Annotated in this window: 12 protein-coding genes; 7 read left to right on the top strand and 5 right to left on the bottom strand. The window is 52.1% G+C overall.

Going from position 1 to position 16,819, the window contains the following annotated elements; translation table 11 throughout:
* Window positions 1–71: 71 nt before the first annotated feature.
* Genes cydC through C2M17_RS09265 form a run of 5 tightly spaced genes read right to left on the bottom strand, consistent with a single transcriptional unit; the run spans window position 72 to window position 6,411 of the window.
* Window positions 72–1,790, bottom strand: a complete 1,719-nt coding sequence (gene cydC / locus C2M17_RS09285) for a thiol reductant ABC exporter subunit CydC (protein ID WP_105200525.1) — start codon at window positions 1,788–1,790, stop codon at window positions 72–74.
* Window positions 1,783–3,561 (bottom strand): thiol reductant ABC exporter subunit CydD, encoded by a 1,779-nt coding sequence (gene cydD / locus C2M17_RS09280; protein WP_105200524.1) that lies wholly within the window; start codon window positions 3,559–3,561, stop codon window positions 1,783–1,785. The genes cydC and cydD overlap by 8 nt, the downstream gene beginning before the upstream one ends.
* A gap of 4 nt (window positions 3,562–3,565) precedes the next feature.
* The gene (gene cydX / locus C2M17_RS09275) at window positions 3,566–3,691 is read right to left on the bottom strand and encodes a cytochrome bd-I oxidase subunit CydX (RefSeq protein ID WP_105190793.1); all 126 of its coding nucleotides are present in this window, start codon (window positions 3,689–3,691) and stop codon (window positions 3,566–3,568) included.
* A gap of 9 nt (window positions 3,692–3,700) precedes the next feature.
* Complete coding sequence (cydB, locus tag C2M17_RS09270) at window positions 3,701–4,840, bottom strand: cytochrome d ubiquinol oxidase subunit II (protein ID WP_105200523.1); 1,140 nt, start codon at window positions 4,838–4,840, stop codon at window positions 3,701–3,703.
* On the bottom strand, window positions 4,837–6,411 hold the full coding sequence (locus tag C2M17_RS09265; protein ID WP_105200522.1) for a cytochrome ubiquinol oxidase subunit I: 1,575 nt from the start codon (window positions 6,409–6,411) through the stop codon (window positions 4,837–4,839). Before C2M17_RS09265 ends, cydB begins: the two co-directional genes overlap by 4 nt.
* A gap of 284 nt (window positions 6,412–6,695) precedes the next feature.
* Here C2M17_RS09265 and lpxB point away from each other — a divergent pair, with 284 nt between their 5' ends.
* The 7 genes from lpxB to C2M17_RS09230 all read left to right on the top strand — a co-directional run bounded on the left by lpxB (window position 6,696) and on the right by C2M17_RS09230 (window position 16,807).
* Window positions 6,696–7,853 (top strand): lipid-A-disaccharide synthase, encoded by a 1,158-nt coding sequence (gene lpxB / locus C2M17_RS09260; RefSeq protein WP_105200521.1) that lies wholly within the window; start codon window positions 6,696–6,698, stop codon window positions 7,851–7,853.
* On the top strand, window positions 7,843–8,439 hold the full coding sequence (gene rnhB, locus C2M17_RS09255) for a ribonuclease HII (RefSeq protein WP_105200520.1): 597 nt from the start codon (window positions 7,843–7,845) through the stop codon (window positions 8,437–8,439). Before lpxB ends, rnhB begins: the two co-directional genes overlap by 11 nt.
* Before the next feature lie 3 nt (window positions 8,440–8,442).
* Window positions 8,443–11,934, top strand: coding sequence for a DNA polymerase III subunit alpha (gene dnaE, locus C2M17_RS09250; protein WP_105200519.1), 3,492 nt, complete (start codon window positions 8,443–8,445; stop codon window positions 11,932–11,934).
* A gap of 16 nt (window positions 11,935–11,950) precedes the next feature.
* Complete coding sequence (accA, locus tag C2M17_RS09245; protein ID WP_105200518.1) at window positions 11,951–12,907, top strand: acetyl-CoA carboxylase carboxyl transferase subunit alpha; 957 nt, start codon at window positions 11,951–11,953, stop codon at window positions 12,905–12,907.
* Window positions 12,908–12,971: 64 nt separating this feature from the next.
* Window positions 12,972–14,306, top strand: coding sequence for a tRNA lysidine(34) synthetase TilS (gene tilS, locus C2M17_RS09240; RefSeq protein ID WP_158684003.1), 1,335 nt, complete (start codon window positions 12,972–12,974; stop codon window positions 14,304–14,306).
* 11 nt (window positions 14,307–14,317) lie between these two features.
* Window positions 14,318–14,644, top strand: a complete 327-nt coding sequence (locus C2M17_RS09235; protein ID WP_233997954.1) for a hypothetical protein — start codon at window positions 14,318–14,320, stop codon at window positions 14,642–14,644.
* A gap of 195 nt (window positions 14,645–14,839) precedes the next feature.
* Window positions 14,840–16,807, top strand: coding sequence for a monovalent cation:proton antiporter family protein (locus C2M17_RS09230; RefSeq protein ID WP_105200515.1), 1,968 nt, complete (start codon window positions 14,840–14,842; stop codon window positions 16,805–16,807).
* Window positions 16,808–16,819 lie beyond the last annotated feature (12 nt).

The following is a 16,819-nucleotide window of genomic DNA, read 5'->3' as shown; positions in this document are numbered from 1 at the left end:
GCGCTAACTCGGTTGGTAAACCCGGTTAGCGCTTTTTTTATGCCTGTGTAAATGTGATTGCGGCTGTTTCGCTAGTTAAGCAACTGGCTGATGGCACGATACTCCTCATACTGCTGATATAGCTCCTTGTGGCTAGCCACAGCTTTTATCTGGCCTTCGTCCATCCACAGCACCTTATCCATATGACTCAGCAGTGAAGTTTCATGAGTGCTTATGACCAGGGTTTTGTTTTGTGTCAGGGTTAAGATCGCATCAAAGACCTTGCTTTGATTATCACCGTCCAGGCCGCGGGTGGGTTCATCCAATATCAGCACTTGTGGGTCGCGCAAAAATAGTTGCGCCAGGTGCAAACGTCTGGCTTCGCCGGCGGACAGCTGGCGTCCGGTGGCCCCTACTTGGGTGTCCAGGTGCTTAGTCATTTGCTTTACCGTGGCCGCTAGTTGCGCCTGTTCGAGCGCCGACCAGATTTCATCATCAGTGGCATCTTCCTTGGCAAGAAGCAGGTTTTCTTTAATGGTGGCGCTAAAGGTGTGGCTGAATTGATTCAGCACGCCCAACTCTTGATTAAGCCAAGCGGGGTCGAGCATCTCTACTTGAGTATCAAACGCCAAAAACGTTCCCTGTTGTCGCTGGAGCTGCGCCGTTAGCAGACCAAGCAAGGTGGACTTGCCGGCGCCGCTTCTGCCTACTATGGCCAGCTTCTCACCTCGCTTTATGTCCAGGGACAAGGATTGAAAAACAGGGGGCTGATTTGGGGAGGCAAAGCAAACTCGGTCGAGGGAGAAGATAAGCTCGGCGTGCGCTTTTCCTTGTTGCACCTGTGTTGGCGTTTTATCCACTTCGGCTAGTTGGGCGCGAATGCGCCCGGCGCTGGCCAAGGTGAGCTCCAGTTTTAGCATGGCATCGGGCAGCATTAACACGGACTCAAAGGCAGCTAATACTAAGAGCACCAGCATGGCCAGCTCAACCTGTGCCAACTGGCCGTTATTTACCAAGGGGATCAGCGTAAACAGCGCCAGGACGATCGTCAGCTGGCTGATAAGCAGTGACAGCCCCTGATGGGTGGCAAACCAGCGATGTGCCTTTTGTTGCTCTTTGGCCAGCGCTTGCTGCGCCTTATCCAGATCTTGCCAATACTGTTGTGCGGCGCCTGCCAAATGCAGCTCTTTTAAGCCGCGCGCTCCCTCTACTAGGCGTTCACTTAACTTGCTTTGCGCATCCTGTGTGCGTTTGCCGACTCCTTTTAGATTACGACTAAGCCAGGCGGGCAAGATGACTCCGGTAATGAGCAAGGCCGCAAGGGTCACCAGCATCAGCACAGGGCTGTAGCTGCCGAGTACCCAGGCAATTAAGGGTAAGGCCATAATAGCCAATAACAGGGGTACCAGAACGCCGATATAGAATTCATCGAGTTGTTCAACGTCTTCCTGCAACTGTGACAGGCGTTGCCCTACACTGGTAAAGCTCTGCAAGGGGGCCTGGGTGAGGGCAGCGAAAATGCGCACCCGCAGGGTTTTAAGTATTAAAAAGGTGGTGTTGTGATTGACTAGGCGCTGGGCGTAGCCGCTGGCGGTACGAACAATGGCCAGGAAGCGAATAATGCCCGCCGGGGTGAAGTAGTTCATGGTCACCCCTTGTAAACCCGCGGCGGCCATGGCCGCTAAAAACCAGGCGGAAACGGCCAGCAGGGTAATATTGGCGGCCAGGGCAAGAAAAGCCAAAAATAGACCTAACAGCGCCCAGCCAAGGTGGGGGCGAATGAGGGAAATAAGAAAGCGCCAATTAGCCATAAACCACCTCCGGCGCCTTAAGCATGCTGCCAAGCTGAGAATGAGTATCGGCGGCAAGCTCGCTATAGCTGCCTTGCTCTATCAGCTCACCCTGTTTAAGTACCAGGACCTGATTAGCTTGGCTCAAGGTATTGAGTCTATGGGCAATGATCACCACCTGAGTATTTTGGCTGATGCGCTCAAGACAGGCCTGCACCTTTTGTTCGCTAAGCTTATCGAGCGCAGCCGTGGGCTCGTCTAAAAAGATCATATCCGGTCGGCGCAATAAGGCTCTGGCCAGGGCCAGACGTTGTATCTGCCCGCCGGATAGGCCCTGGCCCAATTCGCCGATTTTTGTATCGTACTGATGGGGCAGAGCCATGATAAAGGCGTCCAAATCCAGCTCTTTGCAAAGCGCGCGTATAGCCTCAAGGTTGATAGACTCGCTGCCAAGGGCGATATTCTCGGCCAGGCTGCCACTGAATAAGGTCGGTGTTTGTGCGACCCAGGCAATGCGCTGTTGATAGCTGGCAATATCGATATCCGTTAACGGTATGCCATTGATGCGTATGGCCGAGTTTGCTTGCGGATATAAGCCCATCAAGCAGTCCATCAGGGTGGATTTGCCGGCGCCGCTTTGGCCTACCAGGGCGAGTATGCCGTTAGCTTCGGTGCTAAAGCTGATATTTTTTAGCACCGCATTGGCGCCCTCATCGAGGCGCAGAGATAAATCCTGCACTTCTAACTTGGTGATAGATTCTAGCTTGGCCTTATTCCGCGTATTTTTTGGCAGGGGAGCTTGCTGCAGCTCTTGTGTGCTCAAAAGCGCCAGCATGGAGTCGGCGCTGGCCAGACCCTTGAGCTTGGCATGGTAATGCTGCCCCAACTGACGCAGTGGCAGATAAAACTCAGGTGCCAACAAGAGCACCACAAAACCCGTGGCAAAATCCAGGGTGCCGAAATACAAACGAAAGCCGATGATCACGGCCACCAGGGCAATGCTGATGGTGGCTAAAAATTCCAGCGCCAGGGTGGAAATAAAGGCGATACGTAATACCGACAGAGTCGATATACGAAACTGATCCGCCATCTGCTCAACGCGCTTAACCTGGCTCTGGGCGCTGTTAAATAGTTTTAATTGAGTCAGGCCGTTTAGGCGGTCAAAAAAGAACTGCCCCATATACTGTAGGCTTTGCCAATTTCGCTCATTCAGCGCTTGCGCCTTAGAGCCAATGAGGATCATAAAAAATGGAATAAGCGGCGCGGTAATAAGAAAAATAAGCCCGGACTTCCAGTCGATGGGAAATACCACGGCGATAATGGCAAAGGGAATAAGCCCAGCATAGGCTACCGCCGGCAGGTATTTGGCGAAGTAATCGTGCAGAGCTTCAACACCCTGGTTGAGGGTGAGTACCCACTCCGATGCCGGGCGGTTCGCTGAGCCGTTTTCTTGCTGTTTGACCAGGGCTTTCCACAGGGCTTCACGCATCGCCAGTTTGATATTGAGTGCACTGCGCTCAGCCATGGCGCGACTGGCTCCTATCAAGAGCGCCCGCAGCAGACCTAATCCCGCCAGCAAGTACAGGGCTTGTGTCTGCTCGGTTAAGTCTTGCCCGGCAAACATCACCTTATGGCACAACTGCGCCAGCACATAGCAACTGATGATCATCAACACGCCACTGCTAAAGCCCAAAAATATGCTTAGCAGCAAAGGGCGGTTATGGGGGCGGGTAAATTCCTTTAAAAAGGCGCGCAGCTGGAGTTGCTGAGCGCGATTTGGTTGGGGGTTCATGAGCTTAGAAGTGCTCCTGCTCGTCGTCTGCAATACTGTCGGTGTGCTGTTGCATTTCATACCACATCACATTAATTACGCCGAAAGCAACGGCAAAGAGTACCCCTAATATCCAAGCGAAATACCACATAATGCCTCCTTAATAGCTGCCGTGAGAGTTGTTTTCGATTTCTTCATGACTGACTCGACGCCACATCTTCACATAACACCAGGTGGTGTAACTCAGGACTATGGGCAGCAGCAGTGCCACCACGATAAACATGATGTTAAGGGTCATATGGCTGGAAACCGCATCCCAAATGGTCAGACTCATATTGGCATCATGGCTTGAAGGCATGATGAAGGGGAAGAGGCTGGCGCCAAAAGTCATAATAATGCCAACCAGCATTAAGCTGGTGAGGATAAAGCCCAGTCCGGCCTTGTTGCGCCAAGAGCAAAGCAGAGCCAATACGCCAGCCACATAAGCCAGTACTGGGAAGGCCATACTCCACGGCCGCTGCTGGTAGCCATCGAGCCATAAACCGGTGCCTGTTTTCACTGTTTTTGCCAAGGGATCGGCATGACTACCGGGCTCGGCCATGGTGATAATTTGCATGCCCTCGATTTGCGTTAACCAGACTCCGGCAATGGCAAAGCCCACCAGAGCTAGGATCAATGCCAGGCGACCCAATTTAGCGGCGCGTGAGGCGACCGGATCTACGGTGCGCAGTTGCAACCAGAGACCGCCATGGGCGACCAACATGGTGACGCTAATAAGGCCACAAAGTAGGGCAAAGGGGTTGAGCAGGGCAAAGAAAGAGCCCAAATAGCTGACCCGCATAAGATTATCTATATGCAAGGGCACCCCTTGGATCAGGTTGCCAAAGGCGACGCCAAAAATCAGCGCGGGAATAAAGCTGCCGGCAAAGAGTGCCCAGTCCCAACGGTTGCGCCAAGACGGGTTATCCAGCTTGGAGCGATAGTCAAAGGCCAAGGGGCGGAAAAACAGCGCAAACAGCACCAGCATCATGGCGAAGTAAAAGCCGGAAAAAGCCGCGGCATACACCATGGGCCAGGCTGCAAATAAGGCGCCACCGGCGGTGATCAGCCAGACTTGGTTGCCGTCCCAGTGTGCGCCGACGGTGTTAATTACCACACGGCGCTCGACATCTTTTTTGGCGACAAAGGGCAGCAAGACGGCGGCGCCCATGTCCATGCCATCGGTGATGGCAAAGCCGATAAGCAGGGCTCCAATTAACAGCCACCAGATCAGTTTTAGGGTTTCGTAATCGAAAATCATACCTGAGTCTCCTTAAGGGCGGCCTGGCGTTCAAAATAATACTTGCCGGTGTGCAGCGAGCTGGGACCCTGTTTAATAAAGTGCAGCATCAACCACACCTCGATAATAGCGAGTATGGTGTAGAAGATAATAAAGCCGGTCAGGGAGATCAGCACATCATTAAAGGTCAGGCTGGAGGTGGCCATAAAGGTGGGCAGAACTTCGGAAATTGCCCAGGGTTGGCGACCGAATTCCGCCACAAACCAACCTGTTTCTATGGCTATCCAAGGCAGGGGAATGGCAAATAAGGCGGCCTTAAGCAGCCAGCGTTTTTTCTCAATCACCCGCTTGGCGTTGTAATAGAAAGAAGCGGCGAAGATAAACAGCATGATCATCCCACAGGCCACCATAACGCGGAAGGTCCAGAACAGCGGACCGACGGCAGGGATCGAGTCCTTCACCGCCATAGCGATTTCTTCTTCATTGGCGTTATAGACATCATCGCGATAGCGCTTAAGCAACAAGCCATAGCCGAGATCGGCCTTGTACTTGTCAAATTCGGCAACGATCTCGGGGCGGGTATCACCATTGCGCAACTTTTCCAGATAGCGATAGGCAATCATGCCGCTGCGGATCCGCACCTCGTGCTGCTGCTGTAACTCCTTGATACCTGTGACCTCTTCATCAAGGGAGCGGGTGGCGATAATGCCCATCACATAGGGGATTTTAACCGCGGCATGGGTTTCCTGTGCTTCTGAGTCGGGAATGCCGAACAGGGTAAAGGCGGCGGGGGCGGGCTCGGTTTCCCATTCAGCTTCAATGGCGGCCAGTTTAACCTTTTGCACCTCGCCAACCTCATAACCGGACTCATCGCCGAGCAAAATGACACAGAGCACAGAGGCTAAACCAAAGCTACAGGCCACCGAAAACGAGCGTTTGGCAAAGGCCACGTCGCGCCCTTTAAGCAGGTAATAGGCGCTGATCCCAAGCACAAACATGGACGCGGCGACATAACCGGCGGACACGGTATGAATAAACTTCACCTGGGCAACCGGGTTGAAGACCAGCTCGCCAAAGCTTTGCATTTCCATGCGCATGGTTTGGTAATTAAATTCTGAGCCCACAGGGTTTTGCATCCAGCCGTTGGCGATAAGGATCCACAGCGCCGAGAGGTTGGTGCCTATGGCCATGAGAAAGGTAACACCCAGGTGTTGCACCTTGGTCAGACGGTCCCAGCCGAGGAAGAACATGCCAACGAAGGTGGACTCAAGGAAGAAAGCCATCAGGCCTTCGATAGCGAGCGGCGCGCCGAAGATGTCGCCGACATAATGCGAATAGTAGGACCAGTTGGTACCGAACTCGAACTCCATGGTCAGTCCGGTGGCGACCCCAAGCGCAAAGTTAATACCGAATAACTTGCCCCAAAACTTGGTCATATCACGATATATTTCTCGCCCTGTCATCACATAGACGGATTCCATTATCACCAAAATCCATGTCATCCCTAACGTCAGTGGCACGAATAAAAAGTGATAGAAGGCCGTTATTGCAAATTGCAGACGGGATATGTCTACAAAGGATTCATCTATCATGGTTTACCCCTAATGTAAGCTATTTGAACTTTCAGTAATAACTGAAAGTTTGCATAGTATCCGTACTTATTGGTTAACAGTCAACCACACATTAGCAGTTGCTAATTTATAAAAAAATTCATTGCGATGAAAAAACAGCCGGCTTGCGCTCTGTGCCAAGGGATGAAAAAATCGGCTATTTTTCAGCGCCGTGGATTTGTGCTCCGCTAAGGTTTTAAGCACACCCTAAACAGGGTAGACTAGGCTGTTAATAATAACAGTGGTATATGGGAAACCCCCTTTAGATGAGCGCAGCAGCTAAACCTCTACGTATCGGTATTGTTGCCGGAGAAATGTCAGGCGACATTCTCGGCGAAGGCCTGATGAAAGCGATCTTGAAATCTCACCCGGATGCAGAGTTTGTCGGCATCGGTGGCCCGCGTATGCAGGCGCTAGGCTGTGACAGCCTGTTTGATATGGAAGAGTTGTCTGTGATGGGATTGGTTGAGGTGCTCTCGCGTTTGCCACGCCTGCTGCGTATTCGCAAAGAACTGGTGCAGCATTTTATCGCTAACCCGCCGGATGTGTTTGTCGGTATCGATGCGCCGGATTTTAATCTGCGTGTTGAACTGCCGCTTAAAGAAGCGGGCATCACGACTGTGCATTATGTCAGCCCTTCGGTGTGGGCATGGCGACAAAAACGTATTCATAAAATCGCCAAAGCCACTAACCTGGTGTTGTCCCTGTTACCCTTTGAAAAAGCATTTTACGATGAGCATCAGGTACCCTGTACCTTTGTCGGTCACACCCTGGCCGATGATATTGCCGTTGAACAGGATAATACCCAGGCGCGGGAGCAATTAGGTTTATCCCCTGAGGATAAGGTGCTTGCTTTGCTACCCGGCAGCCGTGGCTCCGAGGTTGGCTTGCTAACCCCTACCTATGCGCAAACCGCTGAGCGTTTGCAACAGCAAAATCCGGACTTAAAGGTGGTGGTGCCTTTGGTTAATGAAGCGCGTAAGGAGCAGTTTTTAGCACTGCAACAGGAGCATGCGCCAAAGCTTAAGGCCATTTTGCTTGACGGTCAGTCCAGCTTAGCCATGCAGGCCAGCGACGCCATTTTGCTGGCCTCCGGGACCGCCTCATTGGAAGGCATGTTGTATAAAAAGCCCATGGTGGTGGGCTACAAGCTTAAACCTATGACCTACTGGATGGTGCAAAACGTCTTTACCTTTACCATCAAGTATTTCTCGCTGCCGAATCTATTGGCCGATGAAGAATTGGTGCCCGAGTATTTGCAGCATGAATGCAATGTCGACGCCTTGTGTGAGGCGCTGGAGCCGCGCCTGTACGGTGACAACAGTGCGCTAATTGCCCGTTTTACCGAAATCCATCAGAATATTCGTTGTGATGCCAGCCGTCAGGCGGCCAAAGCCGTATTGGAGCTTATCGATGCAAATTAATCGCCCAGACGTACAATATATTGCCGGTGTCGATGAAGTAGGGCGCGGACCCTTAGTGGGCGATGTGGTCACCGCCGCGGTGATCCTCGACCCCAATAAGCCCATTGCCGGTCTGACCGACTCGAAAAAGCTAAGCGATAAAAAGCGCCAGGCACTGAGCGAAGAAATCAAAGAAAAAGCCCTGAGTTACTGTATTGCCCGCGCCACGGTGGAAGAGATTGACGAGCTCAATATTCTCCACGCCACCATGCTGGCCATGAGCCGCGCCGTAGCCGGTTTGGATATTACCCCAGATTTTGTGTTTGTCGATGGCAACCGTTTGCCAGCGCTCGATATGGCGGCGCAGGCCGTGGTGAAAGGGGATGCGCTGGTGGCAGAGATCAGTGCCGCATCCATTTTGGCCAAGGTGGCGCGCGATCAGGAAATGATCGAGCTTGATGCCCAGTATCCCCAATATGGTTTTGCCGGGCATAAAGGCTATCCGACCAAGGCGCATTTTGAAGCCTTGGCCGAGCATGGCGTCCTTGAGCAGCACAGAAAAAGTTTTAAGCCCGTACAAAGGGTACTGGCCGAGCGAGGACAATAAGCAATGGCAGCACCTCAGTTCGTTCATTTACGGGTTCACAGTGACTTTTCCATGGTCGATGGCCTGGCTAAAACCAAGCCCATAGTCGCCAAGGCGCAGGAGTTGCAGCTCAGCGCTCTGGCCATTACCGATCAAATGAACCTCTGCGGCTTGGTGCGCTTTTATGGTGCTGCCCATGGCGCCGGCATTAAGCCCATAGTCGGTGCCGATATCTGGCTCAATACCCCGGAATTTCCCGACGAGCCTTGTCGTTTATTACTGCTGGCGAAAAACAATCAAGGTTATAAAAACCTCACCTTGCTTATTTCCAAGGCCTATTTGCGTGGTCATGTGATGCACCGTGCCATGGTCGACAGAGACTGGCTGGCGGAGCATGGCGAAGGCCTGATCATTATCAGCGGTGGTAAAGACGGTGACTTGGGTAAGGCACTGCTCAAGGGCAACGCCGGTATTATCGAAGAGATCAGCCAGTTCTATCGCACCCATTTCCCCGGTGATTATTATTTAGAGCTGATCCGCACCTCCCGCGCCGACGAAGAAACTTATTTACACCTGGCGGTTGAGCACGCCTATGCGCATCAGCTGCCTGTGGTGGCCACCAACGAAGTGGTCTTCTTAAAACCGGATGACTTTGAGCCCCATGAAATTCGTGTGGCCATCCATGATGGTTACACCCTGGAAGATAAGCGCAGACCCAAGCGCTTCTCGCAGGAGCAGTATCTAAAAACGCCTGAGCAAATGACCGAGCTGTTTAGCGATATTCCCGAGGCGCTGCAAAACACGGTGGAAATTGCCAAGCGCTGTAACGTGACAGTGCAACTGGGCACCTATTTCTTGCCGGATTACCCCACGGGTTCGCTGAAAATCGAGGACTTCCTGGTTAAGGTATCCCGCGATGGCCTTGAAGAGCGTTTACAGTTTTTATTCCCTGACGAGCAGGTGCGCGCCGAGCGCCGTGGCGAGTATGACGAGCGTTTGCAAATCGAGCTCGATGTAATCAACCAAATGGGATTCCCCGGTTACTTCTTGATCGTAATGGAGTTCATCCAGTGGTCCAAAGATAACAATATTCCTGTGGGCCCGGGGCGGGGCTCGGGTGCAGGTTCACTTGTGGCCTATGCCCTGAAGATCACCGACCTGGATCCGTTGCAGTTTGACCTGCTATTCGAGCGATTTCTAAACCCAGAGCGGGTCTCCATGCCCGACTTCGACGTCGACTTCTGTATGGACCGCCGCGATGAGGTAATAGACCACGTAGCCAAGTTGTATGGCCGCGATGCGGTATCCCAGATTATCACCTTTGGTACCATGGCGGCCAAGGCGGTTATTCGTGACGTGGGCCGGGTGCTGGGTCACCCTTATGGTTTCGTCGACCGAATTTCCAAGCTGATCCCAGGCGATCCGGGTATGACCCTGGCCAAAGCATTTGAAATCGAACCGCGTTTACCCGAAGCCTATGATGGTGACGAGGAAGTACGCGACCTGATAGACATGTGCCGAATTCTCGAGGGCTGTACTCGTAATGCCGGTAAACACGCCGGTGGGGTTGTAATCTCACCGACTACCATCACAGATTTTGCCGCCCTGTACTGCGATGAAGAGGGCAAGTTCCCGGTTACCCAGTTCGATAAGAACGATGTAGAAACCGCCGGTCTGGTTAAATTCGACTTCCTGGGTCTGCGTACACTGACTATTTTGCAGTGGGCCTTGGATATGACCAACGAGCGCCTTGCCCGCGAAGGCAAAGAGCCGGTGGATATCAATGCCATTCCGCTGGATGACAGACCCAGTATTGAGCTGTTGCTGCGCGCCGAAACCACGGCGGTATTCCAGCTCGAATCCCGCGGTATGAAAGACCTTATTCGCCGTCTTAAGCCTGACTGCTTCGAAGATATGATAGCCCTGGTGGCCCTGTTCCGTCCGGGGCCACTGCAATCGGGCATGGTAGATAACTTTATCGACCGTAAGCATGGTAACGAGGAAATCTCTTACCCAGATGCCCAGTACCAGCACACCAGCTTGCAACCCATTTTGGAGCCGACCTATGGCGTAATCCTGTATCAGGAGCAGGTTATGCAAATCGCCCAGGTTCTCGCCGGGTACTCGCTCGGTGGCGCCGACTTATTACGTCGAGCCATGGGTAAGAAGAAGCCGGAAGAAATGGCCAAGCAGCGCTCGACCTTCGAAGAAGGGGCGATACAAAACGGCGTTGACGGCGAACTGGCGATGAAAATCTTCGACTTGGTAGAGAAATTCGCCGGTTATGGCTTTAACAAATCACACTCCGCCGCGTATGCCCTGGTGTCGTATCAGACCCTGTGGATGAAAACCCATTATCCGTCCGAATTTATGGCTGCGGTAATGTCGGCGGATATGGATAACACGGATAAAATCGTTACCTTGGTGGACGAATGTGAAAACATGAAGCTCACCTTGTTGCCACCGGATGTAAACGCCGGCCTGTATAAGTTTACCGTGAACAAGCAAGGCGAGATTGTCTACGGCATAGGTGCCATCAAAGGCGTGGGTGAAGGCCCGGTAGAAGCGATTTTGAGCGCCCGTGAGCAGGAAGGGCCGTTTAAGGATCTGTTCGACTTCTGTGCCCGAGTTGATTTAAAGCGCCTTAATAAGCGGGTTATCGAAAAGCTGATTATGGCCGGTGCCATGGATAAGCTGGGACCGGATCCTGTGCAGGGTGGTCGCGCCATCTTGATGGCTTCATTGCCCGAGGCCATTAAATCCGCCGAGCAGCACAATAAGGCTGAGCAGCTCGGTCAGGGCGACCTCTTTGGCCTGCTTGCCACTGAGCCGGAAGAGGTTGAACAAGCCTTTAAACGAGTGCCATACTTTACCGATAATCAATGGCTTGACGGTGAGCGTGAAACACTGGGATTATTCCTAACCGGGCACCCAATAAATCAGTATCGTGGCGAACTTAAGCACTATACTAGCGGCAAACTCGTCGATCTAACGCCGACCGAGCGAGATGTGCAAACCACGGCGGCGGGCTTGGTGATCAGCGCCCGAACTTTGATAAATAAGAAGAATAAACGCTGGGGATTAATCACCTTAGATGACAAGAGTGCCCGTCTTGATGTACGCTTATTCCCAGAACAGTTTGAAATGTTCCAAGAATTGCTGCAAATCAACAATATCTTGGTGATAACTGGACAGGTCAGCTTTGATAACTTCTCTGGCGGCATTACAATGACCGCCCGAGACGTCTGTACCCTCGCCGAGGCCCGTGAAAAACGCATTAAAGCGATGAAAATGACGGTGGATATGGCACAAGTTGACGACAACTTCTTCGAAAAGTTGGAAAAAGTGCTGGAACCGTATAAGTTTGGCACCTGTCCGGTAAAAATACTGTACCGGCGACCAGATGCCTTGGCTGAGCTGGAACTAGGAACACAATGGTGTGTGACGCCTGCGGATGACTTAATTCATAAGTTATCCCTGATGGCGGCACAAAATATAGAATTAGAATTTAATTAAATGGGTTAATGAGCGCATGAGTCTCAATTATTTGGATTTCGAACTGCCAATTGCCGAATTGGAAGCGAAGATTGAAGAGCTACGTCACGTCAGTCGAGCGGGCGAGCTGGATTTAGGGCTGGAAGAAGAAGTCGGTCGCCTAAAAGAGAAAAGTGTTGAACTAACTAATAAAATCTTTTCTGAACTAGGTGCCTGGCAGGTCTCTCAACTGGCTCGTCACCCCCTGCGTCCTTACACACGTGATTACATCGAGCGTATTTTTACCGAGTTCGACGAACTCGCGGGCGATCGTGCATTTGCAAACGATCCGGCCATTCTTGGTGGTGTAGCGCGTTTAGATGGTGAGCCGGTTATGGTTATCGGTCAGCAAAAAGGCCGTGACACAGCTGAAAAGATCAAACGTAACTTTGGTATGCCAAAGCCGGAAGGTTACCGTAAGGCCTTGCGCCTGATGGAAATGGCCGAGCGTTTTAAAATGCCAATTTTCACCTTTATCGACACTCCGGGTGCTTACCCAGGTGTGGGTGCGGAAGAGCGCGGCCAAAGTGAAGCCATCGCCCGTAACCTAAAAGTAATGGCAGCGTTGAAAGTACCAACCATCTGTACCGTGATCGGTGAAGGTGGTTCAGGTGGTGCCCTTGCCATTGGTGTGGGTGACCGCGTTAACATGCTGCAATACAGCACTTATTCGGTAATTTCTCCAGAAGGTTGTGCATCAATCCTATGGAAGAGTGCTGAGAAAGCACCATTGGCTGCTGAAGCCATGGGTGTAACCGCGCAGCGCGTTAAAGAGTTGGATTTGATCAACAACATTATCGAAGAGCCGTTAGGCGGCGCGCACCGCAACTACGATGCCATGGCCAAGAGCCTGAAGGCACAGCTTAAGCGTGACCTGGCCGACCTGCGTCAAAACAGCGTTGAAGAAATGCTGGACTTGCGCTACAAACGCTTAATGAGCTTCGGTTACTGTTAAGCAAAAAAGGCCGCTCAGTCGGCCTTTTTTAATGCCAGTCTAATATCGCCTAATGGCCAGCCTTATGTATACACGCTTTGCCACACAATTAGCACACCTCCTTAATGAGCTGCCCGACTGCCAAGGCTTGGCGGTTGCTCTGAGCGGCGGCCTCGACTCCATGGTGTTGCTTGAGCTTGCCCAGCGTTATGCCAAGGACAAGGGTATGCCCTTGTGTGCCATTCATATCCATCATGGTTTAAGTGCTAACGCCGAACATTGGCTGGCCTTTAGTGCCGAGCAATGCCGGATGCGTGGTATTGCCTTTTATAACGAGCGGGTTACCCTGTCGGATAAAACCAGGCTGGGTATTGAAGCCAAGGCGCGCCAGGCTCGTTATCAAGCCATGGATATGGCCTTGCCTGCAGGCTATGCGCTGCTTTTGGGTCAGCATAGTGACGACCAGGTAGAAACCTTCTTCCTGCGCTTGAAGCGAGGCGCTGGTCTCAAGGGGCTTGGCGGCATGCAGGCGCTAAGCTACTGGCAACAACGTCCTTTACTTAGACCCTTACTGGGTATTAGTCGCAAGCAATTACAGCACTATGTCGAAAGTCATGGCCTTGAGCATATTCACGATGAGTCTAATGATGACAGCCGCTTCGACCGTAACTTTCTGCGTAACCAGGTCTTGCCGCTACTTAACAAACGTTTCCCCGGCTTTAGCGCTAAGGTGGCGCAAACCACTGAGTTACTGCAACAACAGCAGCACCTGCTTGATGAGATTGCCGCCCAAGACTTAACTCAATTGGCTGTTAATCCGCAGCAGCTAAGCCTGGCGCCATTAATGGCCTTAGGCGCGGCTCGTGCCAATAATGTGTTGCGCTACTGGCTGCAAAGCCATGATGTGGCCATGCCTTCGCAATTGCAGCTGCAAAGCCTGTGCGAGCAGCTGTTAAGTGCCCGTGCCGATAGTCAGCCGAGTTTATCGCTGCGCACTCATAGTGGCGCTGAGGTGAGTGTACGTCGCTTTAATGAGCAGCTGTACTTGGTTGAAAACCAAGTCGAATTATTGGCACAGCAACTAAGTTGCCCAGGCGCCCATACCCTGAAAGATGCACGTGTTTTAACCTGTGAGCCGGGGCAGGGAGTCAGAGCGCCAAATGCCGATGAGCAGGTCTGGGTGCGCTTTGGTGTGCTTAATGCCCGTATTCGTCCACAGCACAAACCCTATGGCAATAAACTAAGTCACTGGCTCAAAGAGCTTAAGGTACCGCCCTGGGAGCGCCAACGTATCCCGCTTATTTTTTATGGCGATACCCTAGTGGCAGTGGTGGGTTACTTTTATAATTACGACTTTTTGGCACAACAAGGATTGCAATGGCAATTGAAACCAACTCTTCCCCAAAGCCCCCTCATGTAGGTTTATCTTTGGTGCAAAAAGCACCCTTGGCTACGCTGGTTACCTTGATTTTGCTGGCTGTGGTGGTCGGTGTTTATGGGCCAATGTGGTCTGTATTGGTGATTGCGCTTATTGCCGGAGTCGGTTGCGGTGTTTTGTTACTCGCCTATTGGCTAGGTAAGGGCGGCATCTATTTTATTCTTGGCTTGTTGGTGCCCTTGCTGGCCGTGATCTTCGCAGAGTTGCCAAACTTTATTTCCCTGTTTCAGCTTATTTTGACGTTCTTTTGTGGTTTTTGGTCGTCGTTATGGGCGCTTAAACTCGTCAATGGCACGGCAGATAAACCCGGGGCGCCGTGATAGGTGTTGCGAGCACTGAATTTGGCCTGTTAAGGCCTTATCGGCGCGCTCAGTATGTACCGCTGTTAAGACTAACTTCGTCTAGCATTTCCATGCTAGAACTGTGCCTGTAATTCAAACTAGCCATAAAACAACGCCTTGCTATAGTTAGTGAAGGGTCATTGGTTGGTCGGGTGTTGACGTTACAGGAGCGCCATGCAGCAGCTGTTTATCGAAGTTATTGGCTTGTTAGTCAGCGCTGTGGTGCTGGTATGGCTGTTTAAACGCCTGGGTCTGCCGGTGATACTCGCCTATCTGGTCACCGGAATTATGGCCGGTCCCCACGGTTTCGACTGGCTTGCCAGCGGCTCACAGATGCATGGCATTGCCGAGCTCGGCATCGTATTTCTGCTCTTTAGTCTGGGCCTGGAGTTCTCTTTTCCCCGCTTGTTGGCGATGCGCAATATCGTATTTGGCGTTGGTTTATTGCAAGTGCTGGTGACCTCGAGCGTTTTCTTTTTCTGCCTGTGGTTATTTTCTTTCGATACCCTAAGTGCTTTTGCGGTGGCGACCCTGGTAGCATTGTCGTCTACCGCCGTGGTGGTGAAATGCCTTAAAGACAGTGGTCAGTTGCAAAAGCGTCGCGGCCAGTTGGCGGTGGGTGTCTTGTTATTTCAGGATCTGGCCGTGGTGCCCTTGCTGATCGCCATCCCTTTATTGGCAAACGACACAGAGCAATCGTTACTTTATAGCCTGGCCTTTGCACTCGGCAAGGGCGCCTTGGTTTGCGCCTTGCTGTGGGCCATAGGCAAGTGGCTGTTGCCGCTTATCTTTAATGAAGTGGCGCGGATGCGCAATGAAGAGCTTTTTGTACTCACCACCTTGCTGGTAACCCTGTTCGCCGGTGGATTGACCTATTGGTTTGGTCTGTCCATGGCCCTGGGTGCCTTTTTGGCCGGTATGATGCTTGGTGAGAGCCAATACCGGCATCAATTGGAAAGCGATATACGCCCATTTCGCGACATTCTGATGGGCTTGTTTTTTGTTACCGTGGGCATGCAACTGAGCCTGCTTTATGTGTTCTCTAATCTGCATATAGTGCTTGCGGTGTTGGTGGCCATGATGTTGCTTAAATGGGTCATTTTAGCGCTGATAGCCCAGCTAATGGGGGAGCGTAAAACCGATGCCTTCAGTGCCGCCATCATGCTTTGTCAAATGGGTGAATTTGGCTTTGTGCTGGTGGCCTTGGCGAAAACCCATGGCATTTTGGCTACCGAGTTAGCGTCCTTGCTTATTGCTGTGGGCGTGTTGTCTATGGCTATCACCCCTTATCTGATCGACTGCGCGCCGCGCTGGGTGCACCGCCTCTTTGCAACTTCAAGCGAGCCGGATCAGATCAATTGTGTCGATGAGCGCCAGAGCGAACATGTGATCATTTGCGGTTCTGGTCGTGTCGGTCAAAATATCAGCCGTTTTTTACGTGCCGAAGCGCTGCCCTTTGTGGCTATAGACTTAGACCCCTACCTGGTGCAGCAAGGCCGTTTGGCCAATTATCCCTTGATGTTCGGCGATGCCACACAAAAGGGGATTCTCCAGCGTGCGGGCACCGCCAATGCGCGCCTCGTGGTGATCACCTTCACCGATCTGGCTAAGGTCAAATTAGTGACCGAGGTGATCAAAGAGGTTGCTCCTGAGGTTAAAATTTTAGCGCGGATGCCGGATGATGCGCACCTCGAAGAGCTCAAAGAATGCGGCGTCTCGGAAGTGGTGCCCGAGTCGCTGGAGGCGAGTCTAATGCTCTCTTCCCATGTTTTGTTTATGAGTGGCGTACCCATGAAGCGGATCCTACGGCGTGTGAGTCAGGAACGGGAAAATCGTTATTCCCTATTGCATAGCTTTTATATTAGCGATGAGGCCCCACACAGAGAGCTTCACAGCGACCGTTTAGAGTATCTGCATGTGATGGCCTTAGGGGATAACGCCTATGCTGTGGGTAAAACCATTGCCGAATTAAATCTGGGTCTGCGCCGCGTTAGTCTGGCGGCTATGCGCCGCCATGGTGAGGAAATTGACGACCCTTGCGCCGATACTGTTTTGCAAGGTCAGGATGTGCTGGTGCTTAAGGGCAAGCCGCGCCGGGTGGAGCGTGCCGAGCGTTACTTACTCAATGGTAGCGAAGCCTGATCAATTCATGCT

Source organism: Pseudoalteromonas sp. T1lg10 (genome assembly GCF_002964545.1).
Taxonomy (GTDB): domain Bacteria; phylum Pseudomonadota; class Gammaproteobacteria; order Enterobacterales; family Alteromonadaceae; genus Pseudoalteromonas.
Note: the sequence above shows the minus strand (reverse complement) of the source record. Positions and strands in the feature narration are given on the sequence as shown.